General features: G+C 45.6%; 24 protein-coding genes. 19 read left to right on the top strand and 5 right to left on the bottom strand.

Translation table 11 applies throughout. The features are described from left to right. The first annotated feature begins 102 nt into the window (after nucleotides 1-102). The 5 genes from spo0A to G9G53_RS09315 all read left to right on the top strand — a co-directional run bounded on the left by spo0A (nucleotide 103) and on the right by G9G53_RS09315 (nucleotide 5476). On the top strand, nucleotides 103-906 hold the full coding sequence (spo0A, locus tag G9G53_RS09335; RefSeq protein ID WP_023989239.1) for a sporulation transcription factor Spo0A: 804 nt from the start codon (nucleotides 103-105) through the stop codon (nucleotides 904-906). 379 nt (nucleotides 907-1285) lie between these two features. Further along, complete coding sequence (locus tag G9G53_RS09330; RefSeq protein ID WP_165147051.1) at nucleotides 1286-2035, top strand: class I SAM-dependent methyltransferase; 750 nt, start codon at nucleotides 1286-1288, stop codon at nucleotides 2033-2035. Nucleotides 2036-2335: 300 nt separating this feature from the next. After that, complete coding sequence (locus G9G53_RS09325; protein WP_165147048.1) at nucleotides 2336-4036, top strand: methyl-accepting chemotaxis protein; 1701 nt, start codon at nucleotides 2336-2338, stop codon at nucleotides 4034-4036. Between the two features lie 164 nt (nucleotides 4037-4200). Then, entirely contained in the window at nucleotides 4201-4704 is a 504-nt protein-coding gene (locus G9G53_RS09320) for a hypothetical protein (protein ID WP_029517276.1), read from the top strand. A 367-nt stretch (nucleotides 4705-5071) separates the two neighbouring features. After that, on the top strand, nucleotides 5072-5476 hold the full coding sequence (locus G9G53_RS09315) for a hypothetical protein (protein ID WP_069012721.1): 405 nt from the start codon (nucleotides 5072-5074) through the stop codon (nucleotides 5474-5476). A 106-nt stretch (nucleotides 5477-5582) separates the two neighbouring features. Here G9G53_RS09315 and G9G53_RS09310 read toward each other — a convergent pair whose 3' ends face one another. After that, nucleotides 5583-6359, bottom strand: coding sequence for a sporulation protein (locus G9G53_RS09310; protein ID WP_029517278.1), 777 nt, complete (start codon nucleotides 6357-6359; stop codon nucleotides 5583-5585). Nucleotides 6360-6530: 171 nt separating this feature from the next. Further along, nucleotides 6531-7127, bottom strand: a complete 597-nt coding sequence (locus G9G53_RS09305) for a thymidine kinase (protein ID WP_029517279.1) — start codon at nucleotides 7125-7127, stop codon at nucleotides 6531-6533. Between the two features lie 208 nt (nucleotides 7128-7335). Between G9G53_RS09305 and G9G53_RS09300 the strand changes: the two genes are divergently transcribed. From G9G53_RS09300 to lipB, 6 genes are all read left to right on the top strand, one after another. Further along, the gene (locus G9G53_RS09300; protein ID WP_165147045.1) at nucleotides 7336-7569 is read left to right on the top strand and encodes a hypothetical protein; all 234 of its coding nucleotides are present in this window, start codon (nucleotides 7336-7338) and stop codon (nucleotides 7567-7569) included. A 126-nt stretch (nucleotides 7570-7695) separates the two neighbouring features. Then, complete coding sequence (gene lpdA / locus G9G53_RS09295; protein ID WP_165147042.1) at nucleotides 7696-9117, top strand: dihydrolipoyl dehydrogenase; 1422 nt, start codon at nucleotides 7696-7698, stop codon at nucleotides 9115-9117. A gap of 140 nt (nucleotides 9118-9257) precedes the next feature. Further along, nucleotides 9258-10286: a thiamine pyrophosphate-dependent dehydrogenase E1 component subunit alpha gene (locus tag G9G53_RS09290; protein WP_029517281.1), complete on the top strand. Its 1029-nt coding sequence runs from the start codon at nucleotides 9258-9260 to the stop codon at nucleotides 10284-10286. Nucleotides 10287-10288: 2 nt separating this feature from the next. Beyond that, the gene (locus G9G53_RS09285) at nucleotides 10289-11275 is read left to right on the top strand and encodes an alpha-ketoacid dehydrogenase subunit beta (protein ID WP_029517282.1); all 987 of its coding nucleotides are present in this window, start codon (nucleotides 10289-10291) and stop codon (nucleotides 11273-11275) included. Nucleotides 11276-11362: 87 nt separating this feature from the next. Continuing rightward, nucleotides 11363-12754 carry a dihydrolipoamide acetyltransferase family protein gene (locus G9G53_RS09280; protein WP_029517283.1) on the top strand — a complete coding sequence of 464 codons (1392 nt, stop codon included), beginning with the start codon at nucleotides 11363-11365 and terminating at the stop codon, nucleotides 12752-12754. Between the two features lie 45 nt (nucleotides 12755-12799). Further along, the gene (gene lipB / locus G9G53_RS09275; protein WP_165147039.1) at nucleotides 12800-13498 is read left to right on the top strand and encodes a lipoyl(octanoyl) transferase LipB; all 699 of its coding nucleotides are present in this window, start codon (nucleotides 12800-12802) and stop codon (nucleotides 13496-13498) included. A gap of 120 nt (nucleotides 13499-13618) precedes the next feature. Here lipB and prli42 read toward each other — a convergent pair whose 3' ends face one another. Beyond that, nucleotides 13619-13723: a stressosome-associated protein Prli42 gene (gene prli42, locus G9G53_RS09270; protein ID WP_023989226.1), complete on the bottom strand. Its 105-nt coding sequence runs from the start codon at nucleotides 13721-13723 to the stop codon at nucleotides 13619-13621. Nucleotides 13724-13808: 85 nt separating this feature from the next. On the opposite strand from prli42, the gene G9G53_RS09265 reads away from it, so the two are divergent. Next, nucleotides 13809-14942 carry a tripeptidase T gene (locus tag G9G53_RS09265; protein ID WP_029517285.1) on the top strand — a complete coding sequence of 378 codons (1134 nt, stop codon included), beginning with the start codon at nucleotides 13809-13811 and terminating at the stop codon, nucleotides 14940-14942. A 71-nt stretch (nucleotides 14943-15013) separates the two neighbouring features. Here the strand turns inward: G9G53_RS09265 and mciZ are convergent, their stop codons facing one another. Beyond that, nucleotides 15014-15157: a Z-ring formation inhibitor MciZ gene (mciZ, locus tag G9G53_RS09260; protein WP_080658620.1), complete on the bottom strand. Its 144-nt coding sequence runs from the start codon at nucleotides 15155-15157 to the stop codon at nucleotides 15014-15016. Nucleotides 15158-15282: 125 nt separating this feature from the next. On the opposite strand from mciZ, the gene G9G53_RS09255 reads away from it, so the two are divergent. From G9G53_RS09255 to G9G53_RS09225, 7 genes are all read left to right on the top strand, one after another. Further along, on the top strand, nucleotides 15283-15894 hold the full coding sequence (locus tag G9G53_RS09255; RefSeq protein ID WP_029517286.1) for an NUDIX domain-containing protein: 612 nt from the start codon (nucleotides 15283-15285) through the stop codon (nucleotides 15892-15894). A gap of 4 nt (nucleotides 15895-15898) precedes the next feature. Further along, nucleotides 15899-17095, top strand: coding sequence for an endonuclease Q family protein (locus G9G53_RS09250; RefSeq protein WP_029517287.1), 1197 nt, complete (start codon nucleotides 15899-15901; stop codon nucleotides 17093-17095). 188 nt (nucleotides 17096-17283) lie between these two features. Then, the gene (gene spoIIM / locus G9G53_RS09245) at nucleotides 17284-17937 is read left to right on the top strand and encodes a stage II sporulation protein M (RefSeq protein ID WP_029517288.1); all 654 of its coding nucleotides are present in this window, start codon (nucleotides 17284-17286) and stop codon (nucleotides 17935-17937) included. Nucleotides 17938-18036: 99 nt separating this feature from the next. Beyond that, the gene (gene fur / locus G9G53_RS09240; protein ID WP_013310789.1) at nucleotides 18037-18534 is read left to right on the top strand and encodes a ferric iron uptake transcriptional regulator; all 498 of its coding nucleotides are present in this window, start codon (nucleotides 18037-18039) and stop codon (nucleotides 18532-18534) included. A gap of 166 nt (nucleotides 18535-18700) precedes the next feature. Then, on the top strand, nucleotides 18701-18943 hold the full coding sequence (locus G9G53_RS09235) for a YqzK family protein (RefSeq protein ID WP_029517289.1): 243 nt from the start codon (nucleotides 18701-18703) through the stop codon (nucleotides 18941-18943). Nucleotides 18944-19051: 108 nt separating this feature from the next. Then, nucleotides 19052-19996 carry a site-specific tyrosine recombinase XerD gene (xerD, locus tag G9G53_RS09230; protein ID WP_029517290.1) on the top strand — a complete coding sequence of 315 codons (945 nt, stop codon included), beginning with the start codon at nucleotides 19052-19054 and terminating at the stop codon, nucleotides 19994-19996. A 72-nt stretch (nucleotides 19997-20068) separates the two neighbouring features. Continuing rightward, nucleotides 20069-20893 (top strand): purine-nucleoside phosphorylase, encoded by an 825-nt coding sequence (locus tag G9G53_RS09225; RefSeq protein WP_013310786.1) that lies wholly within the window; start codon nucleotides 20069-20071, stop codon nucleotides 20891-20893. 124 nt (nucleotides 20894-21017) lie between these two features. Here the strand turns inward: G9G53_RS09225 and G9G53_RS09220 are convergent, their stop codons facing one another. Then, entirely contained in the window at nucleotides 21018-22229 is a 1212-nt protein-coding gene (locus G9G53_RS09220) for an O-antigen ligase family protein (RefSeq protein ID WP_029517291.1), read from the bottom strand. Nucleotides 22230-22388 lie beyond the last annotated feature (159 nt).

Genomic DNA, 22388 nt, shown 5'->3' with positions numbered 1-22388 from the left:
GAATTCATAATTCGATGTCGAAATCATATACTCCGACAAGAAATATTTATATACTGTAAACAGATATCACAATGGAATATCACTCAATGAGGAGGAAGTACATTGCAAAAAATTGAGGTATTGTTGGCTGATGACAACCGGGAATTTACGAATTTGCTTGCTGAATATATTTCCGATCAGGAGGATATGGAAGTTACAGGAATCGCCTATAACGGCGAAGAAGTGCTCCAACGCATCGCAGAATCCCGCAACATACCTGATGTACTTATTTTGGATATTATTATGCCTCATCTGGATGGTCTGGGTGTATTGGAGCGTTTGAGAGAAATGAACCTGACTCCACAGCCGAAAATCATTATGCTGACTGCATTCGGTCAAGAAAATATTACACAGAGGGCCGTACAGCTCGGGGCATCTTATTATATTTTGAAGCCGTTTGACATGGAAGTGCTGGCTAACCGTGTTCGCCAATTGGTGGGACCGCAGTTAGTTAGCAGCAGTCCAGTGACCATTTCATCCATGCGGTCCAACGTTGTACCTATGGGTAAGACGAAAAACCTGGATGCCAGTATCACGGCCATCATACATGAAATTGGTGTACCAGCTCACATCAAGGGCTATCAATATTTACGTGAAGCCATTACGATGGTGTACAATAATATCGAAATTTTAGGAGCCATCACCAAAACATTATATCCGGCAATTGCCGAAAAGTTCAAAACGACGGCATCTCGCGTAGAACGCGCCATTCGTCATGCTATCGAGGTAGCATGGACCCGCGGAAATATCGACAGCATTTCACACCTGTTCGGTTACACCATTAATATCAGTAAGTCCAAACCAACCAATTCAGAGTTCATAGCGATGGTGGCAGATAAGCTGAGAATTGAGAACAAGGTGTCCTGAAAGGGCCAGAATGATTGATGAAGCAAGGAATTCTTGGGTTTTGACGTTTATCAATGATAATTGTACGGACGGCTACGAATCTCCACAACAGCCGTCCCGATACCGATATACTTCTGAATAGTGGACAACTAATACCGCCTTTTTATTGGTTCTTCCAGACACCAGTAAAGGAGCGGTATTTTTTATAATTAAAACAATCTTTCAAATGAGGTGAATCGGATGTCTTTCCGTACTGTTCGAAGTATTTAGTTTCCGGGTTGGAAAAAACGCGTACCAGCCGTCAAGGGGGGAGTCTATCCTTTTGACTAAACAAACTAAAATTTTGAATATCGGTCTGCTAGCCCGTAGCTTTTATCCTTATTTGGAAGGTGAAAAGTAAATGAATTCAATAGAGTATAAAGAGTTTTATGATAAGATTGGAAAAATCAACGGATGGGATTTCAGTAACGTGAAATGTATCTCCAAAGGCGTAAAATGGGACTTCTACAATGAAGTAGCGAAGACATGCAAGAAGTCGGACATATTGCTTGACATCGGTACTGGCGGCGGGGAAGCCATTTTATCAATAGCAGATTCTGCATTACTTCTAGTTGGGGTTGACTATTCCACCGGAATGATTGAAACAGCAACCAAGAATTCTGCTGAATCAGACATAGCAAATGTTCGTTTTCTCCAGATGGGTGCTGAAAATCTAAATTTTCCTGAGAACTTCTTTAATGTAATCTCTTCTCGACACTCATGTTTTTATGCAAAAGAAATAGAAAAGGTGTTAGTAAAGGGTGGTATGTTCCTGACACAGCAAGTAAGCGAAAACGACAAATTAAATATTAAAGAAGCGTTTGGAAGAGGACAGGCATGGGGTGCTAAGAAAGACTCGTTAAAAGCTAAATATATTACGGAATTAAGTGATGCGGGCTTTAACGACATACAGTCATTTGAATTCAATGCAACCGAATATTATCAGACTCCTGCAGACTTAATATTTCTCTTGAAATACACTCCAATAGTTCCTAACTTCGGAGAAAAAGAAATTGATTTTCAAATACTCCAACAATTTATTTTGGAAAACCAAACCGAAATAGGAATAAGGACAAATTCAGAACGATTTATGGTGATTGCTAGGAAGTAAAACATAAAGAGATACCCGTTTTGGGTATCTTTTTTTAAAACTTAGAAGTTTGATGCAATAAGTGAATAAAGATTTGCAGCATCTCTCTTGCTATATATGACGGTACAATTGTTGGGAATTATAAAACATAATACTCTACAAGAGGTATATAATATAAACCTGAATTAGTTCCGCTAACCATCACAAAGAAAAATTTTCCTTTTGTAGACAGTTCTGAAATTCTCTTTAATTTTGATATAAACTATGTGTCGTTTCTTGTCGATATAGTATCTAATATAAAGAGAACTGAGGAGCGAATATATGAAATTTAACATTCGAACAAAATTGATATTGGGTTTTCTTGCGGTAATAATATTATTGATTGTCATTAGTACAACATCTATCTCCAGAATGAAAAAATTAGGTGACACTTCGATGGCAATCGATAGCCACTGGATGCCCAGTGTGACTATCCTTGGAATGCTAAATGGCGATATATCTGATGTAGAACGGCTTTCCTTGAATATTATTGTAGAACGCGATCCGGCAGAAGTAGAGAAGGTTCAGGCGGAGTACGATAATGTTTTGAAAAAGATGGATAGCGAACTGAAAACATATGAAAAATTAATTGCCACCCCTAAAGAACGTGAAATGTATGAGGACTTCTCCAAAAAATATACAGAGTATCTGAATAAGTTGCCTGGGGTGATTGCAGCAGGGAAGGCGAACGATTATGTTCAATCCAGCATTCTGCACAAAGAATCCTATGCGCTATGGTCTAATGCAAACGATATGATCCTTCAGCTTATTAAGCTGAATGCAGATGGATCAAAACAGACTACAAAAGAAGCTGTTGACAACTATATTTCAGGTAGACAAATGGTCGTCATATTGAGCATTGCAGCCATTGTATTGGCACTGATTATGGCAATCATCATCGCCCAAATTATTACTAAACCCATCTTGCGAATCAGTCGTGCTGCTGAAAGTATCGCATCGGGTGATCTTACAAGTGAAGCTATCATTGTGAAGGGCAAGGATGAGATCAGTACGTTGGCACATTCCTTTAATGTCATGGTTGAGAACCTTCGTGAACTGATTCAATCTGTGAGTAAGACGACTGAGCTGGTAACCACTTCCTCAGAAGAATTGACGGCCAGCGCAGAGCAAAATAGCCAAGCTTCTGCACAAATAACCGAAACGGTGCAAGAAGTAGCTACTGGAACAGGAGACCAGGTAGATATGGTGACGAAATCGTCGCAAGCTATTGAGGAAATGTCTATCGGTGTTGAACAAATCGCCATCCGCGCGCAAAATGTATTCGCATCTGCGCAAGATGCGGCCCATAAATCGGCTGAAGGTAACCAGATGATTCAGCAGGCAGTTACGCAGATGAATGCCGTGAATGATTCTATGAATGGATTGGCAGATCTCATGGCTGGATTGGGAGAGCGCTCAGACGAAATTGGCAAGATCATTGATGTTATCACCAATATTTCTAGTCAGACCAACCTTCTTGCCTTGAATGCTGCGATTGAAGCGGCACGTGCAGGAGAACATGGTCGCGGATTTGCTGTAGTTGCAGGCGAAGTTCGCAAGTTGGCTGAACAATCGGCTCATTCTGCTCAACAAATTACGGAGCTTGTGGGATTGATTCAAAAGGATACTACCCATGCTATTGAGGCGGTAGCGTCCAACGGGAAGGATGTCATGACAGGTCGTGAAGTTGTACAAAATGCAGGCGCATCCTTTGAACTCATTCAGGAAACCGTAAATAAAGTGGCCAGTGAAATTGAAGAGGTTTCTGCCGGATCAGAACAAATGTCTGCAAGTACTGATGAGATTGTTGGTTTTGTCAGACAAATTTCAGCAATTGCTGAAGAGGCTGCAGCCGGGACACAGCACGTGTCTGCTGCGACTCAAGAACAACTGGCATCGATGGAGGAAATTGCTTCCTCTGCAAGAAACCTGTCCAAAATGGCAGAAGATCTGCAAGGACAAATTGGTAAATTCAAAGTATAATTCATATACTGCTTTTTATGTCTCAGAGGAATAGCTGCTCTATTGTGAGCGGCTTTTTTCTGTTTTTTATTAATACATTGCAATTAAAGAGTGGAGATAAGAAGAGCCTGTAATTGGAACGATATGATATAATGGTGGGAAATTCTTTGGGTTGGAGTGACATCATGGACAATAAGACTGAACTTAAAGCAAGTGACCTACGTCAGTTAGCGATAGATAAAATCATAGCCACACCATTTTTGAATGATTTTAAGTATCTGAAAAGCAGAAAAGTTTTGAAAAAAGACACCAAGGAATTTATATTTGAAATTTATTTTGGTGCGACTAAATATGGTGCATTAAAAGTTTATATTATCGTGGAATCCAAAAAAATAAAAAAGAAGTATAGTACGGGGGCTTGTTTTCAGAGTGAGTTGATTGCTCTGACTAAGAAATATACGGGAAACAGGGATTACCTTGTGTCCACAGAAGCAGAAAGAGAGCGCGTGATCCAAGAGATTATTGAAGATATCTACACTTTCGCGTTGCCTTTTTTCAAGCGATTTGAACATGTAGAAACACTAGCAGAACAAGTACATAAGTCAGGTTTTTTACCGCATCGCAAACGCTTTGATAAGTTTAATCCGTTGACGAAAAGATTCATTGATTTTTATTATCAAGGGGAGTAATGTAGCCATCTGAGGCATTTTTGTTCTTGTTCTCACCATTGAGCAGTAGATAAGCATTTTGATAAGGAGAACGATTTCCCTAGAGTAGATATTATCGTTTTTTAAAAGGATGATGTACAATTTGTAAAACGGTCAATGTACTCCTCAGGAGAAGATGATTTACCTAACATGCTCAATTTCTTGCTAAGAGGCGAGTCAATGTTGCATTAGAGGGTACGGTTTTTATGTGGGTAGGCATTGGATGAACAGCACAGAGGCTGTACACACGGGTATATTTTAATGAATAAAACTATAGGCTAAGTCATCGCATTGAACGGGCTAGTGGTATTAACCCAATTGATTCTAAAGCAAAGGCGGGGATGAGAGCATGTGGAATAGTCTGACTTGGGTGTTCTTCGGCGTGTTGTTGGTGGCATTGGGTTGGATTGTTAAAGCAAGGCGTAATCGCAGCAGCAACAAACAAGTGAATGAACAGCGGGGCAGTAATGTCGTTGAATTTCGTCCTCGTAAGTCTGCTCGACAATCCCGAACTGGAAATGAATCTAAGTCTAAAGGGTCTTCCGGTTCACGCGTGAATACAAAAGCAGCAGGTATTCAGGCCCAAACTGGATTTGGACTGTCTGACTCAATCCAGGGCACTGGCAAGCAAAAATGTTCCTTTTGTAAAAAAGAAGAGAAATTAACCTTCTATGCGGATGACAATGGATCGCTGTATGGGGTCTGCAAAGAGTGTAAGCATAAGGCGGAAAGACAAGATATGTTGCCACTTTAGTCTATACAGACTGTTGAGGACCATCATTAAGAGAATTCTTAAACTAATAAAAACTCCCAACCCATGTAGTAATTGGTTAGGAGTTTTTTGCCTATGTTCTACATTGTTATCTAAGTTGCCTGTCAATTAATTCCTCAAGCGCATCTGCTATGTGATCTGGTCCATAGGATAGCTCTTCCCGGCTTAAGCTCAACCAGGCATGACGCTCATCCATATCAAAGGCACTCTCCAGCCAACCAGACAACCCTCTGCCCCTGCGGTCTACTTCTACAAGCACATGCACACCCTCGGGTTCCAACTGCATAACCAACTCTAGTTCCTCGATATCCCGTGCATATTCCGAGCCGGGCGTAAATTCAAACTCCTGCACGAATGGAACACTGCGTCCAAGCTTGGGGTGACGTTCGCATGAGGAGGAGCGGAATCGGAAACCCAACAGGTGAACCGCCTCAAACACTGTATTCATATAGGGATGTGGCTCAATTTTGAGTGAATCACGATCGGTCGGGTCCAAAGCCATGCCAATATCTAATGCTGTTTCCAGCCAGACGGGCTGTTTGGCGTGAGTAACAGGAGTTTCCAACGGCAATCTGAAGGAAAAAGGAATTTCAAGCTCTTGTCCTTGCTCTAGATGAAAGCCGTCAGATACCTTAATTCGTGCAATGCAGCAGGTGGTGGTAGTTTTTTTATCATCGTGCTCCACGATATATTCAGTCTTGAGCTCGATGTCAATTTTGCCGATTTCCTGATCAATTTTGCCGCCTTTGATGCGCATGACGCCACTAAGTTCTTCCCCAGGCACATATACGGCTTGATCCACCAGCGTATCGACTTTAGCTGAACCGATTCCTGCGCTTGCTAAGATTTTGTTAAAGAAACTCATTATTCCTTCCCCCCATATAATCTCATGGTCATGATATACAAACGAAGACTAAAAACTTGTACAGCTTAACCGGATATACGGGGGAATGATTCGAATCGTTCCAAAAAAATGCAAGAAAAAAGTCACTGGTACTCACGTAGGCATATTGCAGTTTGTCGATCTATCTGTCTACTAATCGCAGTTCACTTTATGAGGAGGTATAAAGCAATTTCGACAACGAGGCTCATAAGCCTCAGAGTCGCCGATCATCACAATAGGTCCCACAGTGGAAGGTTTACCATTTACCATACGTTGCGTAAATACTGCTTCCGAGCTGCCACATACAGCGCAAAAGGAAGTCAGCTTCTCGATGTCATCCGCCATGGCGAGCAGACCACCGACATAGCCGAATTCCTTGCCTCGGTAATCCAGATTCAGCCCATCGGCAATGACATGCTTGCCGCAATAAGCTAGCTCTTGTACGAGCGACATAATATGACGACTGAAAAACTGGACTTCGTCAAAGGCAACCACGTCGGCATCTTGTGTTTCTTGCAAAATACGCTGAACGAGCTCATCTGTGAGTTTTCTGGGGATAGAGATAGCGGGCAGCCGATATCCGATCCGGCTTACTATTTCGTCCTCGGCATAACGATTATCTTCAGCGGGTTTGTAAGCGACCACTTTACGATGCCCGTATTGGATTAGTTTTTGACAGCGGCGAATCAATTCGCCGGATTTTTCACTGAACATGGGGCCTGTAATAATCGTAATTCGTCCTGTAGGCAAAGCGAATTCCCCTCTCTCTAACATGTACATAACACTGTTAATCTTCTTCTCCGAAAGAAAACGCCATTATAGATTACCATAACCAGCCGTATACAGACTAGAGAAAATATATTGATTTTCGACATGTTTTTGTATGTCCATTCCTAAAACGTAAATGTGGTCGTCATTGCTCTGCCGCCGCGGGCATGATATGGTGAAGCGTAGTGGAATGAAGGGAAGAGTGAAAGGCATGGACGAAAAAAATACGGATTATAGTGCCAAAAAAGGAGCATTACTGGAGCAAGGACTGATCAGCCCGCAAGCTATAGAACTCATCACTGAGCTGGAGACAGAGCTGAACTTTCTGCGCAAGCAAAATGAATCATTTCGCAAGGCGCTGCGAGCCAAATCAGCACAAAGTTCAAGGATGTCTACCAAATTACGAGATGCGCTGTATGAATGATATGGAAAGAGATCTGGATTAAATGGTTAACTTTTTTGTAGCCTATGCCTAAACGCTATATTTTGTACAGTGAAATAAAGAGAGTACAATAAGCTATATATAATCAATTGTTAATGGAGGAGAAACATGACTATACATTGTGATGTCGCTATTTTGGGTGGAGGAACCGGGGGGTATGTAGCAGCTATTCGTGCCGCCCAGCTTGGCAAAGAAGTGGTTATCATCGAAAAGGACAAGCTTGGCGGAACCTGTCTGCACCGTGGTTGCATTCCGAGTAAGGCCTTGCTACGCAGTGCGGAAGTATATGCGACAATTAAGGAAAGTGCACAATACGGTATTGAGACATCGGGAGCACAGCTTGTATTTCCCAAGGTTCAGGAGCGTAAGGAAGCCGTTGTGGAGCAGCTGCATCAGGGCGTTCAATTTTTGATGCGTAAAAATAAAATTACGGTGCTGAGCGGTAAGGGACGCGTGATTGGGCCGTCTATATTTTCTCCAAAAAGCGGGGCAGTTGCTGTGGAATTAGAAGATGGCGAGATGGAGACGATTGTTCCTGCACATCTCATTATTGCAACGGGATCACGCCCGCGTGTGCTGTCCGGGCTAGAGCCAGATGGCGAATTTATTCTGAGTAGTGACGAAGCGTTATCGATGGAGGAGCTACCCGCATCCCTGATTATCGTGGGCGGTGGTGTGATTGGCGTGGAGTGGGCTTCCATGCTAAATGATTTTGGCGTAGAGGTTACGGTGGTTGAAGCCGCGAATCGGCTCATCCCCACGGAAGACGAAGACGTTTCGCGTGAAATGCAGCGCTTGTTAACCAAGCGTGGTGTCAAGGTGCTGACGGGTTCACAAGTGCTGGCTAAAACATACGGCAAAGATGAGGAAGGTGTACAGATTGACGTGCAAAAAGGGGAAGAAACCGAAACCCTCAGCGCTTCCAAATTGCTCATTTCTGTAGGGCGTCAGGCCAATGTGGAAAATATCGGGCTGGAAAATACGGATATCCGCGTAGAGCATGGCTTTATCTCGGTTAATGAGCATTTGCAGACGAATGAACCACATATTTACGCCATTGGAGATTGTATCGGCGGCTTACAACTGGCGCATGCGGCAAGCCATGAAGGTTTGCAGGCGGTTCATCATCTGGCGGGCGAAGAGTTTCACAGTGTACCTAACCATCTGATTCCGCGGTGTATTTATACACGGCCTGAAGCCGCGAGTGTCGGCTTAACGGAGCAAGAAGCCCGTGAGCGTGGACATCAGGTGAAGACAGGGAAATTTCCTTTTCAAGCTATCGGAAAATCGCTAGTATACGGCAGTCGGGACGGCTTCGTCAAAGTAGTGGCCGACGAGAAGACCCATGATATTCTCGGTGTACATATGATCGGTACGCATGTGACGGATCTGATCAGCGAGGCCGCTCTTGCGCAACTGCTGGATGCTACGCCGTGGGAAGTCGGACAGCTTATTCACCCGCATCCGACGTTGTCGGAGATTTTGGGAGAAGCGATGTTGGCCGTTGATGGACAGGCGATTGGCATATAGACCTTTCAAATAAATCGGTGCTTTTCTTTTTGGGCAGAAAAGGATTATAATGGGGTTAGCCAGAGTTTAGTACCAGGTTTTAAGACAAGATGGTACTAGGTACTGGAAGTAGGATGTTTGACACTTAAGGAGGTGCCTCAATGAGTTCTAAAGGCGCTGTAGACGCTGGCTTCAGACATGAGCAGCTGGGACTTACTCACGGACAAGTTATTGATATGTACAGATATATGTTGCTCGCAAGAAGATTTGACGAGCGCAACATGCTCCTGCAACGGGCAGGGAAAATTAATTTCCACGTTTCTGGCATTGGACAGGAGGCGGCACAAGTAGGTGCAGCTTTCGGCCTTGACCGGGAAAAGGACTATTTTCTTCCCTATTATCGGGATTATGGATTCGTGCTTGCGGTAGGAATGACGCCGCGCGAACTGATGCTGTCGGCATTTGCTAAGGCAGATGATCCCAATAGCGGTGGTCGCCAGATGCCAGGTCATTTTGGTAGTAAACGGCTACGTATTGTGACAGGCTCCAGCCCAGTAACGACACAGGTTCCGCATGCAGTGGGTGTAGCTTTGGCTGCCAAAATGCAGAAAAAGGATTTTGTATCATTTGTTACGTTTGGGGAAGGCTCCAGCAATCAGGGAGATTTTCACGAGGGCTGTAACTTTGCTGGTGTACAGAAGCTGCCAGTCATCATTATGTGCGAGAACAATCAATATGCGATATCGGTTCCGATTCATAAACAGTTGGCAGGCAAGGTAAGCGACCGTGCATTGGGATATGGATTCCCAGGGATTCGAGTCGATGGTAATGATGCGTTGGCCGTATATGCGGCGGTGAAAGAAGCACGGGAACGTGCTGTCCGTGGTGAAGGTCCTACGTTGATCGAAGCCATGATGTACCGTCTGTCTCCTCACTCCACCTCGGATAATGATCTGGCTTACCGAACCAAGGAGGAAGTGGATGAGAATTGGGCCAAGGATGGCGTAGCCCGTATGAAAAGCTACTTGATTGAATGCGGCATTTGGGATGAGGCCAAGGATGCGGATCTGTCGGCTGAGCTGCTGCTCGAAATCAAGGAAGCGATTGAATATGCAGATAATGCGCCTTTTCCAAAGCCCGAAGATACGCTGCTGCATGTGTATGCAGATAGCGATGGGGAGGGCCTGTAACGATGGCGATTATGGAATATATTGATGCGATTCGTCTTGCGATGAAAGAAGAGATGGAGCAGGATGAAACAGTTTTTGTATTAGGTGAGGATGTTGGGGTGAAGGGCGGTGTCTTTACAACGACAAAGGGACTGATGGACCAATTCGGTGAGCAACGTGTCATGGATACGCCATTGGCTGAGTCGGCTATTGCCGGGGTAGCGATTGGTGCAGCCATGTACGGAATGAAGCCGATTGCTGAAATGCAATATTCGGACTTCATGCTTCCGGCGACGAACCAGATTATTAGTGAAGCAGCTAAAATCCGCTACCGCTCTAACAACGATTGGAACTGTCCTGTTGTAATTCGCGCACCAATCGGTGGAGGGATCTTTGGCGGTTTGTATCACTCTCAGTGTCCAGAATCTATCTTTTTTGGTACGCCGGGTTTGAAAATTGTTGCTCCATTTACACCTTATGACGCAAAAGGATTGCTGAAAGCAGCCATTCGTGACCCTGATCCAGTGCTATTTTTTGAAAATAAAAAATCCTACAAGCTGATCAAGGGTGAAGTGCCTGAGGATGATTATATCGTTCCGATTGGCAAGGCTAATCTATTACGTGAGGGTGACGATATTACGGTCATCGGTTATAGCCAGCCTTTGCATTTTGTCATGCAGGCTGCTGAGGAATTGGAGAAGGAAGAGGGCATTACTGCACAGGTTGTGGATTTGCGCACACTCCAACCGCTGGACCGCGAAGCCATTGTTGAGGCTGCACGACATACGGGTAAGGTATTAATCGTGCATGAGGACAACAAAACGGGCGGCATCGGTGCCGAGGTATCGGCTATTATTAATGAGGAATGTCTGTTCGAGCTGGATGCACCGATTGAGCGCCTATGTGCTCCTGATGTGCCAGCCATGCCGATTAGCCCACCGATGGAGAAGTTTTATATGTTAAACAAGGATAAAGTGAAGGAAGCCATGCGCCGTCTTGCAATGTATTAATATAGGGAAGATTGGACGAAAGCATTCCAAAAGTGTAGTGGGGTAGCGGTAAAACGCGCCCTTCTATGATGTTAAGGAGTTGAAAAAATGTCAGACCAAACACAATGGAACGACGTGACCATGCCACAATTGGCAGAATCGCTCGTATCGGCGACAATTGCCAAATGGCTCAAACAACCTGGGGAAACGGTAGAGCAATTCGAGCCGATTTGCGAGGTTATTACAGATAAAGTGAATGCAGAAATTCCATCCACATTGGACGGCATTATGGGTGATCTGTTGGCAGAGGAAGGTCAGACAGTAGCGGTAGGTGAGTTAATTTGCCGTATTCAGACGAAGTCGGCTGCACCTGCAGTGGCATCAGGGGCGACACCTGTTGCACCAGCATCTCAAAGCACCGTACAAACACAAACTCAGCAGAGTGTTGGATCGGATCAGTCCATGAGAGGACGGTTTTCCCCAGCGGTGCAAACCCTGGCTGCTGAGCATAATGTGGACTTAAGCCAAGTACCAGGCACGGGCATGGGGGGACGAATTACCCGCAAAGACGTGCTGAATTATGTGCAGCGGGGCAGTTCCGCTGCCACTGGAGCATCTGGACAGCCGACTGTGACGGCAACAGGACAAGGCTCTCCTTTTGCAGGAAGACAGCAGTCTGCCCCTCAGTACAGTACACCGATTCAAAATATGGACCCTGCTATTCCGGTTCGTAACAGTGGGATTCATTTGACGGAGGCTCCAAAAGCTCCTGTGATCGAAGTTGAGGGTGGCAACAATAACAGATCCGAGTATTTTATTGATGTTACACCCATTCGCAGTGCAATTGCTCGCAATATGCGACAAAGCGTTTCGGAAATTCCACATGCATGGACGACGATTGAGGTGGATGTGACCAATCTGGTGATGCTCCGCAACAAGATTAAAAACGAATTTAAGCAAAAAGAAGGAATTAATATTACGTATCTGGCTTTCCTCATGAAAGCAGTCGTGAATGCAATCAAGGAATATCCGATTATGAATTCGGTCTGGGCAGTGGATAAAATTATCGTCAAAAGAGACATCAATATTTCGCTAGCCGTGGGTACAGAGGACTCCGTTCTTACCCCTGTTATTAAAAAAGCGGATCAGAAAAATATTGCTGGATTAGCTCGTGAAATTGACGATTTGGCACGTAAAACCCGGGAAGGCACGCTCAAATTGGACGACATGCAAGGCGGAACGTTCACTGTAAACAACACAGGCTCCTTTGGTTCCATTTTATCTTATCCGGTGATTAACTATCCGCAGGCTGCAATTCTTACCTTTGAATCCATTGTCAAAAGACCCGTGGTTATCGATGATATGATTGCAGTTCGCTCAATGGCTAATTTGTGCTTGTCGCTGGATCATCGTATTTTGGATGGAGTGATCTGTGGACGATTCTTGCAACGGGTTAAAGAAAATCTTGAAGGCTACACTTTGGATACGAAGCTGTACTAATCATCCGAACAGTTGAGGAAATGTACGGAGAGGAAGTGACAGGCCGTGAACAGACGACCGCTTGATGTAACCTATACGAATAGGATGGAATATGCCCATGCATGGGATGTCCAGAAGGAGATTGTGGGAAAGCTGGATGCGGGAGAGACAAGAGAAACGCTTATGCTTCTCCAGCATCCACCGACCTACACGATTGGCTCTCAGCGGCATCCTGAGCATTTGCTCCTCACACCAGAGCAACTGAAGGAGCAGGGAATCAGCGTCTTTCAGATTGACCGTGGGGGAGACATTACATATCATGGGCCGGGGCAGCTTGTCGGATATCCTCTACTTATGCTCGGCAACCGGGAGGCGCTGAATCTGCATGGATACCTTCGAAGTCTGGAGGAAGTGATCATTCGGTTGTTGGCATCTTATGGGGTTGAGGGAAGTCGTAAGCCTGAATATACGGGGGTATGGATCGGGAATCTTAAAATTGCGGCCATTGGTGTCAAATTCAACAAGTGTAAGCACCGCCGGGGCTTCGTAACCAGCCATGGCTTTGCCTTTAACATCAAATCAGGGATACAGCATGAGGGCTTTGAGGGCATTGTCCCGTGCGGAATTCAGGAATACGGTGTGACATCATTGGAGGACTGCATACAGAAGCCTACGTCGGTGGAGCAGATTGCGAAGGAAATTGTACCGTACTTTGAACAGCAATTTTCATTTGCTGCGCAATGGCAAACGCATTCTTTCCAATAAAGGTAAGGCGGGCTATTGTGTATTTACACGGGAGCCCGCCTGTTTGCTTTACGTAACAGCTCGTCCACTCAAGGCTTCATAATGCCTTAGAGCAGCCGGATACCTTGAGCGGTATAGTTATTATAGTGGCATAATAAACGGCTCAATTACCATGAACAGTGTAGAACCAATCATAGCTGCGAGCATAATGTAGACGAAAAAACGAACCCATTTTTTGTTCGACATGTGTAACTCCTTTAGGATAGGTTTAAGTCATAGATAAGAACATCTATCCGTATTGTAGCGTAATCGGGAAAGAGAGGAAAGTTTAATGACAGTAAAAGTAGTAAAAGACCGAATCGTACAGGAATTTATGGAACTCGTACAGGTGGATAGCGAAACGAGAAATGAGCAGGAAATATCACGCGTCCTAAAAGAAAAGTTTAATGCTCTCGGGCTGGAAGTAATGGAAGACGATTCTCGTGAAAGAACTGGACATGGTTCAGGCAATCTGATCGTCACCTGGAAAGCGGAAGGTGTAGAGCAAGCACCCAAATTATTTTTTACCTGCCACATGGATACCGTTACTCCGGGTAAAGGCATTAAGCCGCAGTTGGGTGAGGATGGCTGGATTCGTAGTGACGGTTCAACGATTCTGGGGTCTGACGACAAGGCGGGAATTGCTGCTTTGTTCGAGGCGATTCGTGTCGTGCGTGAACAGAATATTCCCCATGGTCAAATCCAGTTCGTGATTACGGCTGGCGAGGAATCTGGTTTGATGGGGGCACGTGCGATGAAGCCAGACGTGCTAGATTCTGATTTCGGATATGCTTTGGATTCGAATGGTGAGGTCGGCTCTATTTGTATAGCTGCCCCCACGCAGGCACGTATTGAAATGAAGATTACTGGGAAGTCCGCTCATGCGGGGGTAAATCCCGAAGATGGCATTAGTGCCATTCAGGTCGCTTCTAAAGCAATTTCTAAAATGAAACTAGGACGGATTGATAAGGAAACGACCGCTAACATCGGCAGTTTTGAGGGCGGCGGCGCGACGAATGTGGTATGCGATTTTGTGTTGATCCGTGCAGAGGCACGTAGTATTGTGCAGGAAAAGGTTAATCATCAAATTCAGCATATGCGTGAAGCGCTGGAAACCACCGCACGCGAATTTGGTGCACAGGGAGAGTTCCGCAGTGAAGTCATCTATCCGGCATTCAGCTTTACGGAGCATGATGAAGTTGTACAGGTTGCACAACGTGCAATTCAAGGACTGGGACTGGCAACGCCAACCTTTCATTCCGGTGGTGGCTCAGATGCAAATGTGTTCAACGGGCTTGGAATTCCGACGGTGAATTTGGCTGTGGGCTATCAGAACATCCATACAACAGAGGAAAAGATCAAGGCCGATGACCTGGTGAAGGTTGCTGAAGTTGTCGTAGCTCTGATTCAAGAAACCACAAAATAAACTTGTATCATACACTTGCAATATATTGAAAAAAGGTTCAGGTTAAAGACAGGAACAGTGTTCCTTCGTCTTTAGACCTGAACCTTTTTTGGAACAACTAGCGAAGCGATAGTGGCTGTAGGTCCGTGTTCCTTTTGCCATTGGCGCAAGAGTGCTTGAATCTGCCAAGCTTTACCAACGATATGGAGGGTGCTTTCAGTACGGTAGCTTTTCATTTCTGCATCTCCTCATGACAGGAAGTTTGTTATTCTACCACCAGCTTATGTACAAAGTGGACAAGTTAGACTAACTTTGGTGATAATTAATAAAGAAAGATAGATATGAAGGAGGAAACTTACTGATGAACGAGCAAACGAATGGACAATTGAACAATTCAACAAACGATGCACCTCGCAAGCCTTATTCGAATCCTGCGCTAGACGAAAAGACCGTGTCCACACAGCCTATCTTTGAGGGAAAGGTTATTACATTACAGGTGGACACGGTAGAGCTTCCCGACGGCTCCACTGGAAAGCGTGAGATCGTAAAGCATCCAGGTGCGGTGGCTGTTTTGGCTCTACATGAAGGGAAAATGCTGGTCGTGGACCAGTACAGACAGGCGATGGGGCGCTGTGAGGTGGAAATTCCTGCAGGTAAGCTGGAGCGGGGTGAAGACCCGATGGAAGCAGCGGGACGTGAGCTGAGAGAAGAGACAGGTTATACTGCCAAGTCGTTGAAGCTGCTGCACTCCTTTTATACCTCTCCTGGGTTTGCGGATGAAATCATTCATCTGTATGTGGCCGAAGAGCTGGAGTTAGGTGAGATGGAACCGGATGAGGATGAATTTCTGGAGCTGTTTGAGGTGACGCTGGAAGAAGCACAGACGCTCATTCGTGAAGGACGGATTAGTGATGCCAAAACGATTCTGGCCGTCTATGCATGGCAACTCCGCCAACTTACAGGGAGCTTCTAAGCGTATGGATGAAAATATAGTAGAACTTAACGACTACTTTGCAGACTTGCATATTCATATTGGCAGGACAGAGAAGGGAAATCCGGTCAAAATTAGTGGCAGTCGCGATCTGACCTTTGCCAACATAGCTAAGGAAGCCTCCGGTCGCAAAGGAATTGGGCTGATCGGTATCATTGACTGCCATGCACCTAATGTACAGGAGGATATTCGTACCTATTTACATACGGGTGAAATGAAGGAAATCAGCGGCGGCGGTATCGCATACCAGGATACGGTTATTCTCCTTGGCACGGAGCTGGAAATACGTGCTGAAGGTCGCCCTGAGGCGCACGTACTGGCCTACTTTCCAGATCTGGCGGCGATGGAGGATTTTACCCAATGGCTGGCCCGGCATATGAAAAATGTTAATCTCAGCTCACAACGAATCTATGCACCGCCACGCGAGTTGCAGCAGCAAATTTACGGACGTGGAGGCATTATGGTGCCAGCGCACGTGTTTACTCCTCATAAGGGCATATACGGCAGTTCAGCGGCCCGTATGGAGGAACTGCTGGATATGGAGCTCATTAGTGGGGTGGAGCTGGGACTGAGCGCAGATTCGTCTATGGCCGGTTTAATTTCGGAACTGGATCGCTTCAGCTTTCTCACGAATTCAGATGCCCATTCACTCGGGAAAATCGGACGAGAATACAATAAATTATCACTGGCGAAGCCGTGTTTTGATGAATTCAGAATGGCTTTGGAGCGGCGGGAAGGACGACGGGTGCGTGCCAACTACGGATTAAATCCAAAACTGGGCAAATACCATCGCTCTTACTGTCAAAGCTGCGGTACGATTATTGACGAGCAACAGATGGCGGATGAACGCTGTCCTGACTGTGGTCATACCAAGCTGGTGCGAGGAGTGCTGGATCGAATATGGAGCATTGCCGACCGTGAGCAACCCATGATTCCCTCCCATCGTCCGCCGTACATTTACCAGATTCCACTGGAATTTATTCCAGGTCTGGGCAAAGCCAAGCTGAACCAGCTATTGGCTGCATTTGGAACAGAAATGAATATTTTACATGAGGTTACACAGGAGGAGTTAGCAGCAGTCGTCGGAAAAGTGCTGGCAGAGCAAATTGTGCTTTCACGCGAGGGGCGACTGTCGCTTGTATCCGGTGGTGGTGGAACATACGGCAAAATAGCTAAGTCCTAGTAAAGTCTTGTCCCTCTAAAGGCATATCAGCGTCTGCTTGTTCATAACCATAAATTATCTATGCCGCTGGCTTGGCACATCATTCGTGATGTTTGATCCGCAGCGAAAGCTGCCCCATTTCTAGCCATCAGCCGTCGGATTACGGTTGTTTTTTGGACAAACAAGCAGATGAAAGGGGCAGGACGCCGATGCAATGGTTTCGTCATACGTTAAAGGATCAGACGCCATATTATGTGTTCTTGGCTGTGCTGTTTCTGGTGGGAGTCGTCTTTGGCGCACTTATGGTAAACGCACTCTCGCTGGAGCAGTTACAGGATTTGTCCCGTTACCTGAAGGATTTTTTTGTAACGGTCAATCAAAACGAACAGGGATTCGCTGATTCGCAGGCGGCTTCGACCTTTTGGGATAGCGTATCTTTACATCTGAAATGGGTCGGCCTAATTTGGGTGTGTGGCCTTTCGGTTATTGGTCTACCGGGTATTCTTGTATTGAATTTCCTCAAGGGTGTGCTAATCGGATTTTCAGTAGGTTATCTGGTGGGGCAATATTCGTGGAAAGGACTGCTATTTTCTTTGGTTTCAGTTGCTCCCCATAACCTGCTCGTGATTCCGGTACTGCTCGTCTGCAGCGTGGCTGCGATGACTTTTTCCATCCATATGATCAAAACCAAAATACTCGCTACCCGGCCGTCAGACGGAATGCTGCGTCCGTTGCTGTCTTACGCAGGGTTGACTGCTGTGATGATCGTGCTTCTTATTGGTAGCGCGTCCTTTGAAACTTGGATCACCCCGGTTATGATGCAATGGGTCACTCCTATGCTGACAGCTTCCGTGTCATCTTGATCCGTTTCAAAATGTTTGACTTTATTTGTATAGACCCCCTATAATAATAGGAGTGAAAAAAGTGCAGTAGGCAGTAGCTTTGCAGGGGGAGGGAGACACATGGAAGCACGGATCGAAAAAATTAAGCAGCAGCTGCAATCCCAGGGCTACAAACTAACGCCTCAGCGGGAAGCCACCGTCAGAGTTTTACTTGAGAACGAAGATGATCATCTGAGTGCGGAAGATGTATTTATGCTCGTCAAAGAGAAAGCTCCCGAAATCGGTCTGGCAACCGTATACCGTACCCTAGAACTGCTAAGTGAACTGCATGTCGTGGAGAAAATTAATTTTGGTGATGGCGTTGCGCGTTATGATTTGCGCGGCGATACAACCAAACATCACCATCACCATTTGATATGTGTGCAGTGTGGCAGTGTAGATGAAATACTGGAAGATTGGCTTGGACCATTGGAGGAGCGCTTGGAACGGGAATATAACTTTACCGTAGTGGACCATCGTTTGGACTTCCACGGTATTTGTTATCGTTGTAAGGCGAAGAACGATACGACCGCTCAGAAATCTTTGGGCAAATCCAGAAAAAACAAATCTCAGGACTAAAAGCTGACTACCCAAGCTCTCACCGACGAAGATGCGTTCGGGAGAGCTTTTTTGGTTCGGAGCCTGTTGTTCGGGATTAAGCGGTATAAAAAGGAATAGCTTGTCATACCCTTCCATAGAGAGTCCTAATTAGGACCATATTATGGGGAAAAGGCGGCTGATCCACATGGTACTATCGTTGCGGAGAGGACTAAAATGGCTGCGTTTGGTAATCTTGTTCGGTGCGCTGGCATGTATGTTCTTTTTTAGCCTCAGGCTGTTTACAGATTGGATAACACCTGTAGATCATTACCGAATACCGGAAGGACATGCAGTGAAGGTATTTGGCGGACAAAAAGTAAATGAAGGGTCCGAGCATCGAATAGCAGTGTTAGAACGTTTACGTTTCTTTTACTGGTATGGTGAATAGTCTAAGTAATCGGTCTTGATGAGCTTATGAAATGATGAAGGTAGCACACGAAGAAGCAGGCGCTGAGACTGAACCGCTGTATGCAGAACAAGGAGACTTTTGGAACTCATGAAAATGTACATTCAACCTTTCGTTCAATTTATGGAAGAGGAAAAGGGTTTGTCGCGCAGCACTTTGGAAGCGTATCAACGAGACGTACAGCAGTTTGTCGAGTTCGCAGAAAGCTGTGGTATTGAACAGCCGGATAATGTCCAACGGTCACATCTGGTACTGTATTTGGGCCATTTGAAGGAACAGGGAAAGGCTGCGGCGACAATATCACGTAGCGTCGCCTCCATTCGCTCCTTTTTTCATTTTCTTATTCGGGAGGGAATTACGATCCATGATCCGTCTGTTCTGCTGGAGCTGCCCAAAGCGACTAAAAAGAAGCCCTCGGTGCTAACGCAGGATGAGATAGAGCGTTTGCTGGCCGCGCCAGATGTGACTGCCCCGCAAGGGGTGCGAGACAAGGCGATGCTGGAGTTGCTGTATGCGACGGGCATTCGCGTATCAGAGCTGATTGCCTTAAACGTGCGTGACGTGCGCACCGATCTGCGCTTTGTGCACTGTGGCGGCGAGGCAGGCAAGGAGCGTGTTGTACCGATCAGCCGTGAGGCATCACAGTGGGCACAAGCCTATATGGACGAGCAGCGTCTATTATTGCTGAGATCCGGGCAGGGTGAAGAAGCTCAGGTAGAGCAGGATGCCATGTTCCTGAACGTATCTGGACAGCGTCTCAGTAGACAGGGCTTCTGGAAAATGATTAAGAAGTACGGCCAGGAAGCAGGCATAAGCGAGGATATCACGCCCCACACGCTGCGGCATTCCTTTGCGGTACATATGCTGGAGGGCGGAGCGGACTTACGCTCTGTACAGGAAATGCTGGGTCATGCTGATCTGTCAACGACGCAGGTATATGCGCAGACGGCCAGACGGAATATGAAGGAAGTATATGAAAAGCATCACCCGCACGGCGGCAACCGCACTTCTCATGAAAGCAAAGATCGAACATAACGATACTTTGGTTTCATAGAAAATGTGATAATGACTATAACTTTACGATTGTACAAGTCAGGAGAGATATTAATGTCAACAGCCAACCAAGCTACAATTCAGGAAGCAGCAGATTATATCCGCGCCAAGAGCGGAATACGTCCAGAGATTGGCCTTATTCTGGGATCGGGTCTCGGTATTCTGGCCGATTTAATTCAGGATGGAATTAGTATTCCTTATCAGGATATTCCCCATTTTCCTGTATCGACGGTAGAAGGTCATGAGGGTGAATTACTGTTAGGCACGATTGAAGGTCGCGCTGTCGTCATGATGAAAGGGCGCTTCCATATGTATGAGGGCTATGGCCCGCAGCTGACGGCTTTCCCAGTTCGGGTGATGAAGCAATTGGGGATTCAAAGTCTGCTGGTGACGAATGCAGCAGGTGGTGTAAATACTTCCTACGAAGCAGGCGATCTGATGGTCATCTCGGATCATCTTAATCTGACAGGACAAAATCCGCTGATTGGACCAAACGATGCCGGTCTGGGCGTTCGTTTTCCAGATATGTCGGAGGCGTACAGCCGCCGTTTGCGTGAAATTGCCAAGCAAACGGCTAACCAACAGGGCTTCAGCCTGCAGGAAGGTGTATATGCTGGATTGCTGGGACCTAACTATGAAACGCCTGCTGAAATCGTCATGCTGCGTACACTGGGTGCAGATGCAGTGGGTATGTCGACCGTATCTGAGGTTATTGTAGCCCGTCATGCAGGAATTGAGGTACTGGGCTTCTCTTGTATCACAAATATGGCCGCAGGCATTCTGGATCAGCCTTTGTCCCATGGTGAAGTGATGGAGACGGCAGAGAAGGTACGTGAGCAATTTTTAAAACTTGTGCTAGCGATTATTCCACAAATGTAGATTGGGGATCATGTTCAACCGAAGTGGTGGACATATATCCCAAGAGCCCCATATCCAAACGCCTTTTGATGGCGTGGGTATGGGGTTCTTTTTTACATACAGCGGTTGATTTGAGTAACATCTCCTAATGGAGAGGCTGTGTGCTCAATGCAGTTGAATTCGCTTTTTCTGCTACAGCCAGTGTATGTCGTTCTTGCACCTTGATCACAATAACCATAAAAATAATCCAGTAAATGGATAGCGAGTTCAGGAAACGGCTGTCCGTTATATTGTTCAATATGATAAACAGGAAAAAAACAGCTGCCGTCAGCCATGTATACATATCTGCTTTGCCAATTCTAAATTTAAATAAAGTGGTTATGGCGAGTGTAATGGTTGCCAGTAGTCCTGTAAGGCCCACATCGATCCACAGATCTCGGAAACCGCTATGGCTGCTTGTCAGATCAAAACGAATTCCATTCGCATAGATACTGGGCCGGGCTGCCCAGTAGGAGCCATAACCATGTCCGAACCAGTAATGGCTCTGAATCGCACCAGCAATCCCCTGCCAGATTTCCGTTCTTCCAGTTAAGGTCGTTGTCTTTCCGAATTCCGACGCAATCGCATCTCCATAAGTAAAAGTGAACACCAAACCCAAAAGAACGAGCAAGCAGGAACAGCTAATGAAGAAACCACGCAACGCAATGCTTCGGATTCTCTTGAATAGCAATATAAACAATATAAATACGAAGAACGAAGATGTCAGCATCAAAGAGGTGGTAGATTGGCACTTGATGAGCAATAAGGCATTGAGTAAGATGAAGCCAATATGCAAAACTTTATGTTTACCCCTGAAAAAGTAAATGACATGTGAAACAAAACCTAACAGAGAGAGAGTTCCGAGTGTATTTTTATGACCAGAGATGCCCTTCCATAGCCCAGTATGTTCCACGCCACCATGAATAGCAAAGGAGGGAACGAGCAAAACGGCGAGTAAATTGAGTATGCTCAAAATACTTAACGTAACGACTAAGAGACGAATGCAGCCCTGTATTGTATAATGGGTGGCCAAATAGAGCCCAAAGGTAGAGAAGGCAAGAAATTTGAGAACCATCAGCAAGGAAGAGGTCTGCTCTTGTTCAGCCCACAAACAGGAGGCAGCGATGTACAGCATGAGTAAAGTCAGCAACGGATTGTCGGCTAAGGTTGCGATCAATGATCTGAGTGAAGGTAGTAGCATGATATAGCTAAACAGCAAGATGAGCAGGGAAATCGTGATAACTCTGGGAGACAAACCCTGACAAGCATAGGGAATCGAAAAAGCCAGTAAACCAGCTACTGTAAGTATATGTTTCACGGTTCCACCGCCTAGATACGTTATGTATCTATAATATACAAAACGTATCTTCTTGTACAATAATAATAAAATATTTATTTTCATTTTTCCCACGCCTAGAGCAAGCCCTCTTGTGCATATACTCAGTCCATGCTAAGAAAATGAAGGATTCTTCGGCTG

Origin of the sequence: Paenibacillus sp. EKM206P, assembly GCF_011066155.1 — a bacterium.
Taxonomy (GTDB): Bacteria; Bacillota; Bacilli; order Paenibacillales; family Paenibacillaceae; genus Paenibacillus; species Paenibacillus polymyxa_D.
The sequence above is the reverse complement of the archived record's forward strand: the minus strand, read 5'-3'. Positions and strand labels throughout refer to the sequence as shown.

Bases quoted from the DNA above. Each gene is read 5' to 3' on its own strand.
- spoIIM (WP_029517288.1), top strand. From the start codon at position 17,284: ATGCAATGGTTTCGTCATACGTTAAAGGATCAGACGCCATATTATGTG.
- lpdA (WP_165147042.1), top strand. From the start codon at position 7,696: ATGACTATACATTGTGATGTCGCTATTTTGGGTGGAGGAACCGGGGGG.
- G9G53_RS09225 (WP_013310786.1), top strand. From the start codon at position 20,069: ATGTCAACAGCCAACCAAGCTACAATTCAGGAAGCAGCAGATTATATC.
- mciZ (WP_080658620.1), bottom strand. From the start codon at position 15,157: ATGAAAAGCTACCGTACTGAAAGCACCCTCCATATCGTTGGTAAAGCT.
- G9G53_RS09265 (WP_029517285.1), top strand. From the start codon at position 13,809: ATGACAGTAAAAGTAGTAAAAGACCGAATCGTACAGGAATTTATGGAA.
- G9G53_RS09235 (WP_029517289.1), top strand. From the start codon at position 18,701: ATGGTACTATCGTTGCGGAGAGGACTAAAATGGCTGCGTTTGGTAATC.
- G9G53_RS09250 (WP_029517287.1), top strand. From the start codon at position 15,899: ATGGATGAAAATATAGTAGAACTTAACGACTACTTTGCAGACTTGCAT.
- G9G53_RS09285 (WP_029517282.1), top strand. From the start codon at position 10,289: ATGGCGATTATGGAATATATTGATGCGATTCGTCTTGCGATGAAAGAA.
- G9G53_RS09290 (WP_029517281.1), top strand. From the start codon at position 9,258: ATGAGTTCTAAAGGCGCTGTAGACGCTGGCTTCAGACATGAGCAGCTG.
- G9G53_RS09280 (WP_029517283.1), top strand. From the start codon at position 11,363: ATGTCAGACCAAACACAATGGAACGACGTGACCATGCCACAATTGGCA.
- G9G53_RS09330 (WP_165147051.1), top strand. From the start codon at position 1,286: ATGAATTCAATAGAGTATAAAGAGTTTTATGATAAGATTGGAAAAATC.
- G9G53_RS09320 (WP_029517276.1), top strand. From the start codon at position 4,201: ATGGACAATAAGACTGAACTTAAAGCAAGTGACCTACGTCAGTTAGCG.
- xerD (WP_029517290.1), top strand. From the start codon at position 19,052: ATGAAAATGTACATTCAACCTTTCGTTCAATTTATGGAAGAGGAAAAG.
- G9G53_RS09255 (WP_029517286.1), top strand. From the start codon at position 15,283: ATGAACGAGCAAACGAATGGACAATTGAACAATTCAACAAACGATGCA.
- G9G53_RS09325 (WP_165147048.1), top strand. From the start codon at position 2,336: ATGAAATTTAACATTCGAACAAAATTGATATTGGGTTTTCTTGCGGTA.
- prli42 (WP_023989226.1), bottom strand. From the start codon at position 13,723: ATGTCGAACAAAAAATGGGTTCGTTTTTTCGTCTACATTATGCTCGCA.
- G9G53_RS09300 (WP_165147045.1), top strand. From the start codon at position 7,336: ATGAAGGGAAGAGTGAAAGGCATGGACGAAAAAAATACGGATTATAGT.
- fur (WP_013310789.1), top strand. From the start codon at position 18,037: ATGGAAGCACGGATCGAAAAAATTAAGCAGCAGCTGCAATCCCAGGGC.
- G9G53_RS09310 (WP_029517278.1), bottom strand. From the start codon at position 6,359: ATGAGTTTCTTTAACAAAATCTTAGCAAGCGCAGGAATCGGTTCAGCT.
- G9G53_RS09315 (WP_069012721.1), top strand. From the start codon at position 5,072: ATGTGGAATAGTCTGACTTGGGTGTTCTTCGGCGTGTTGTTGGTGGCA.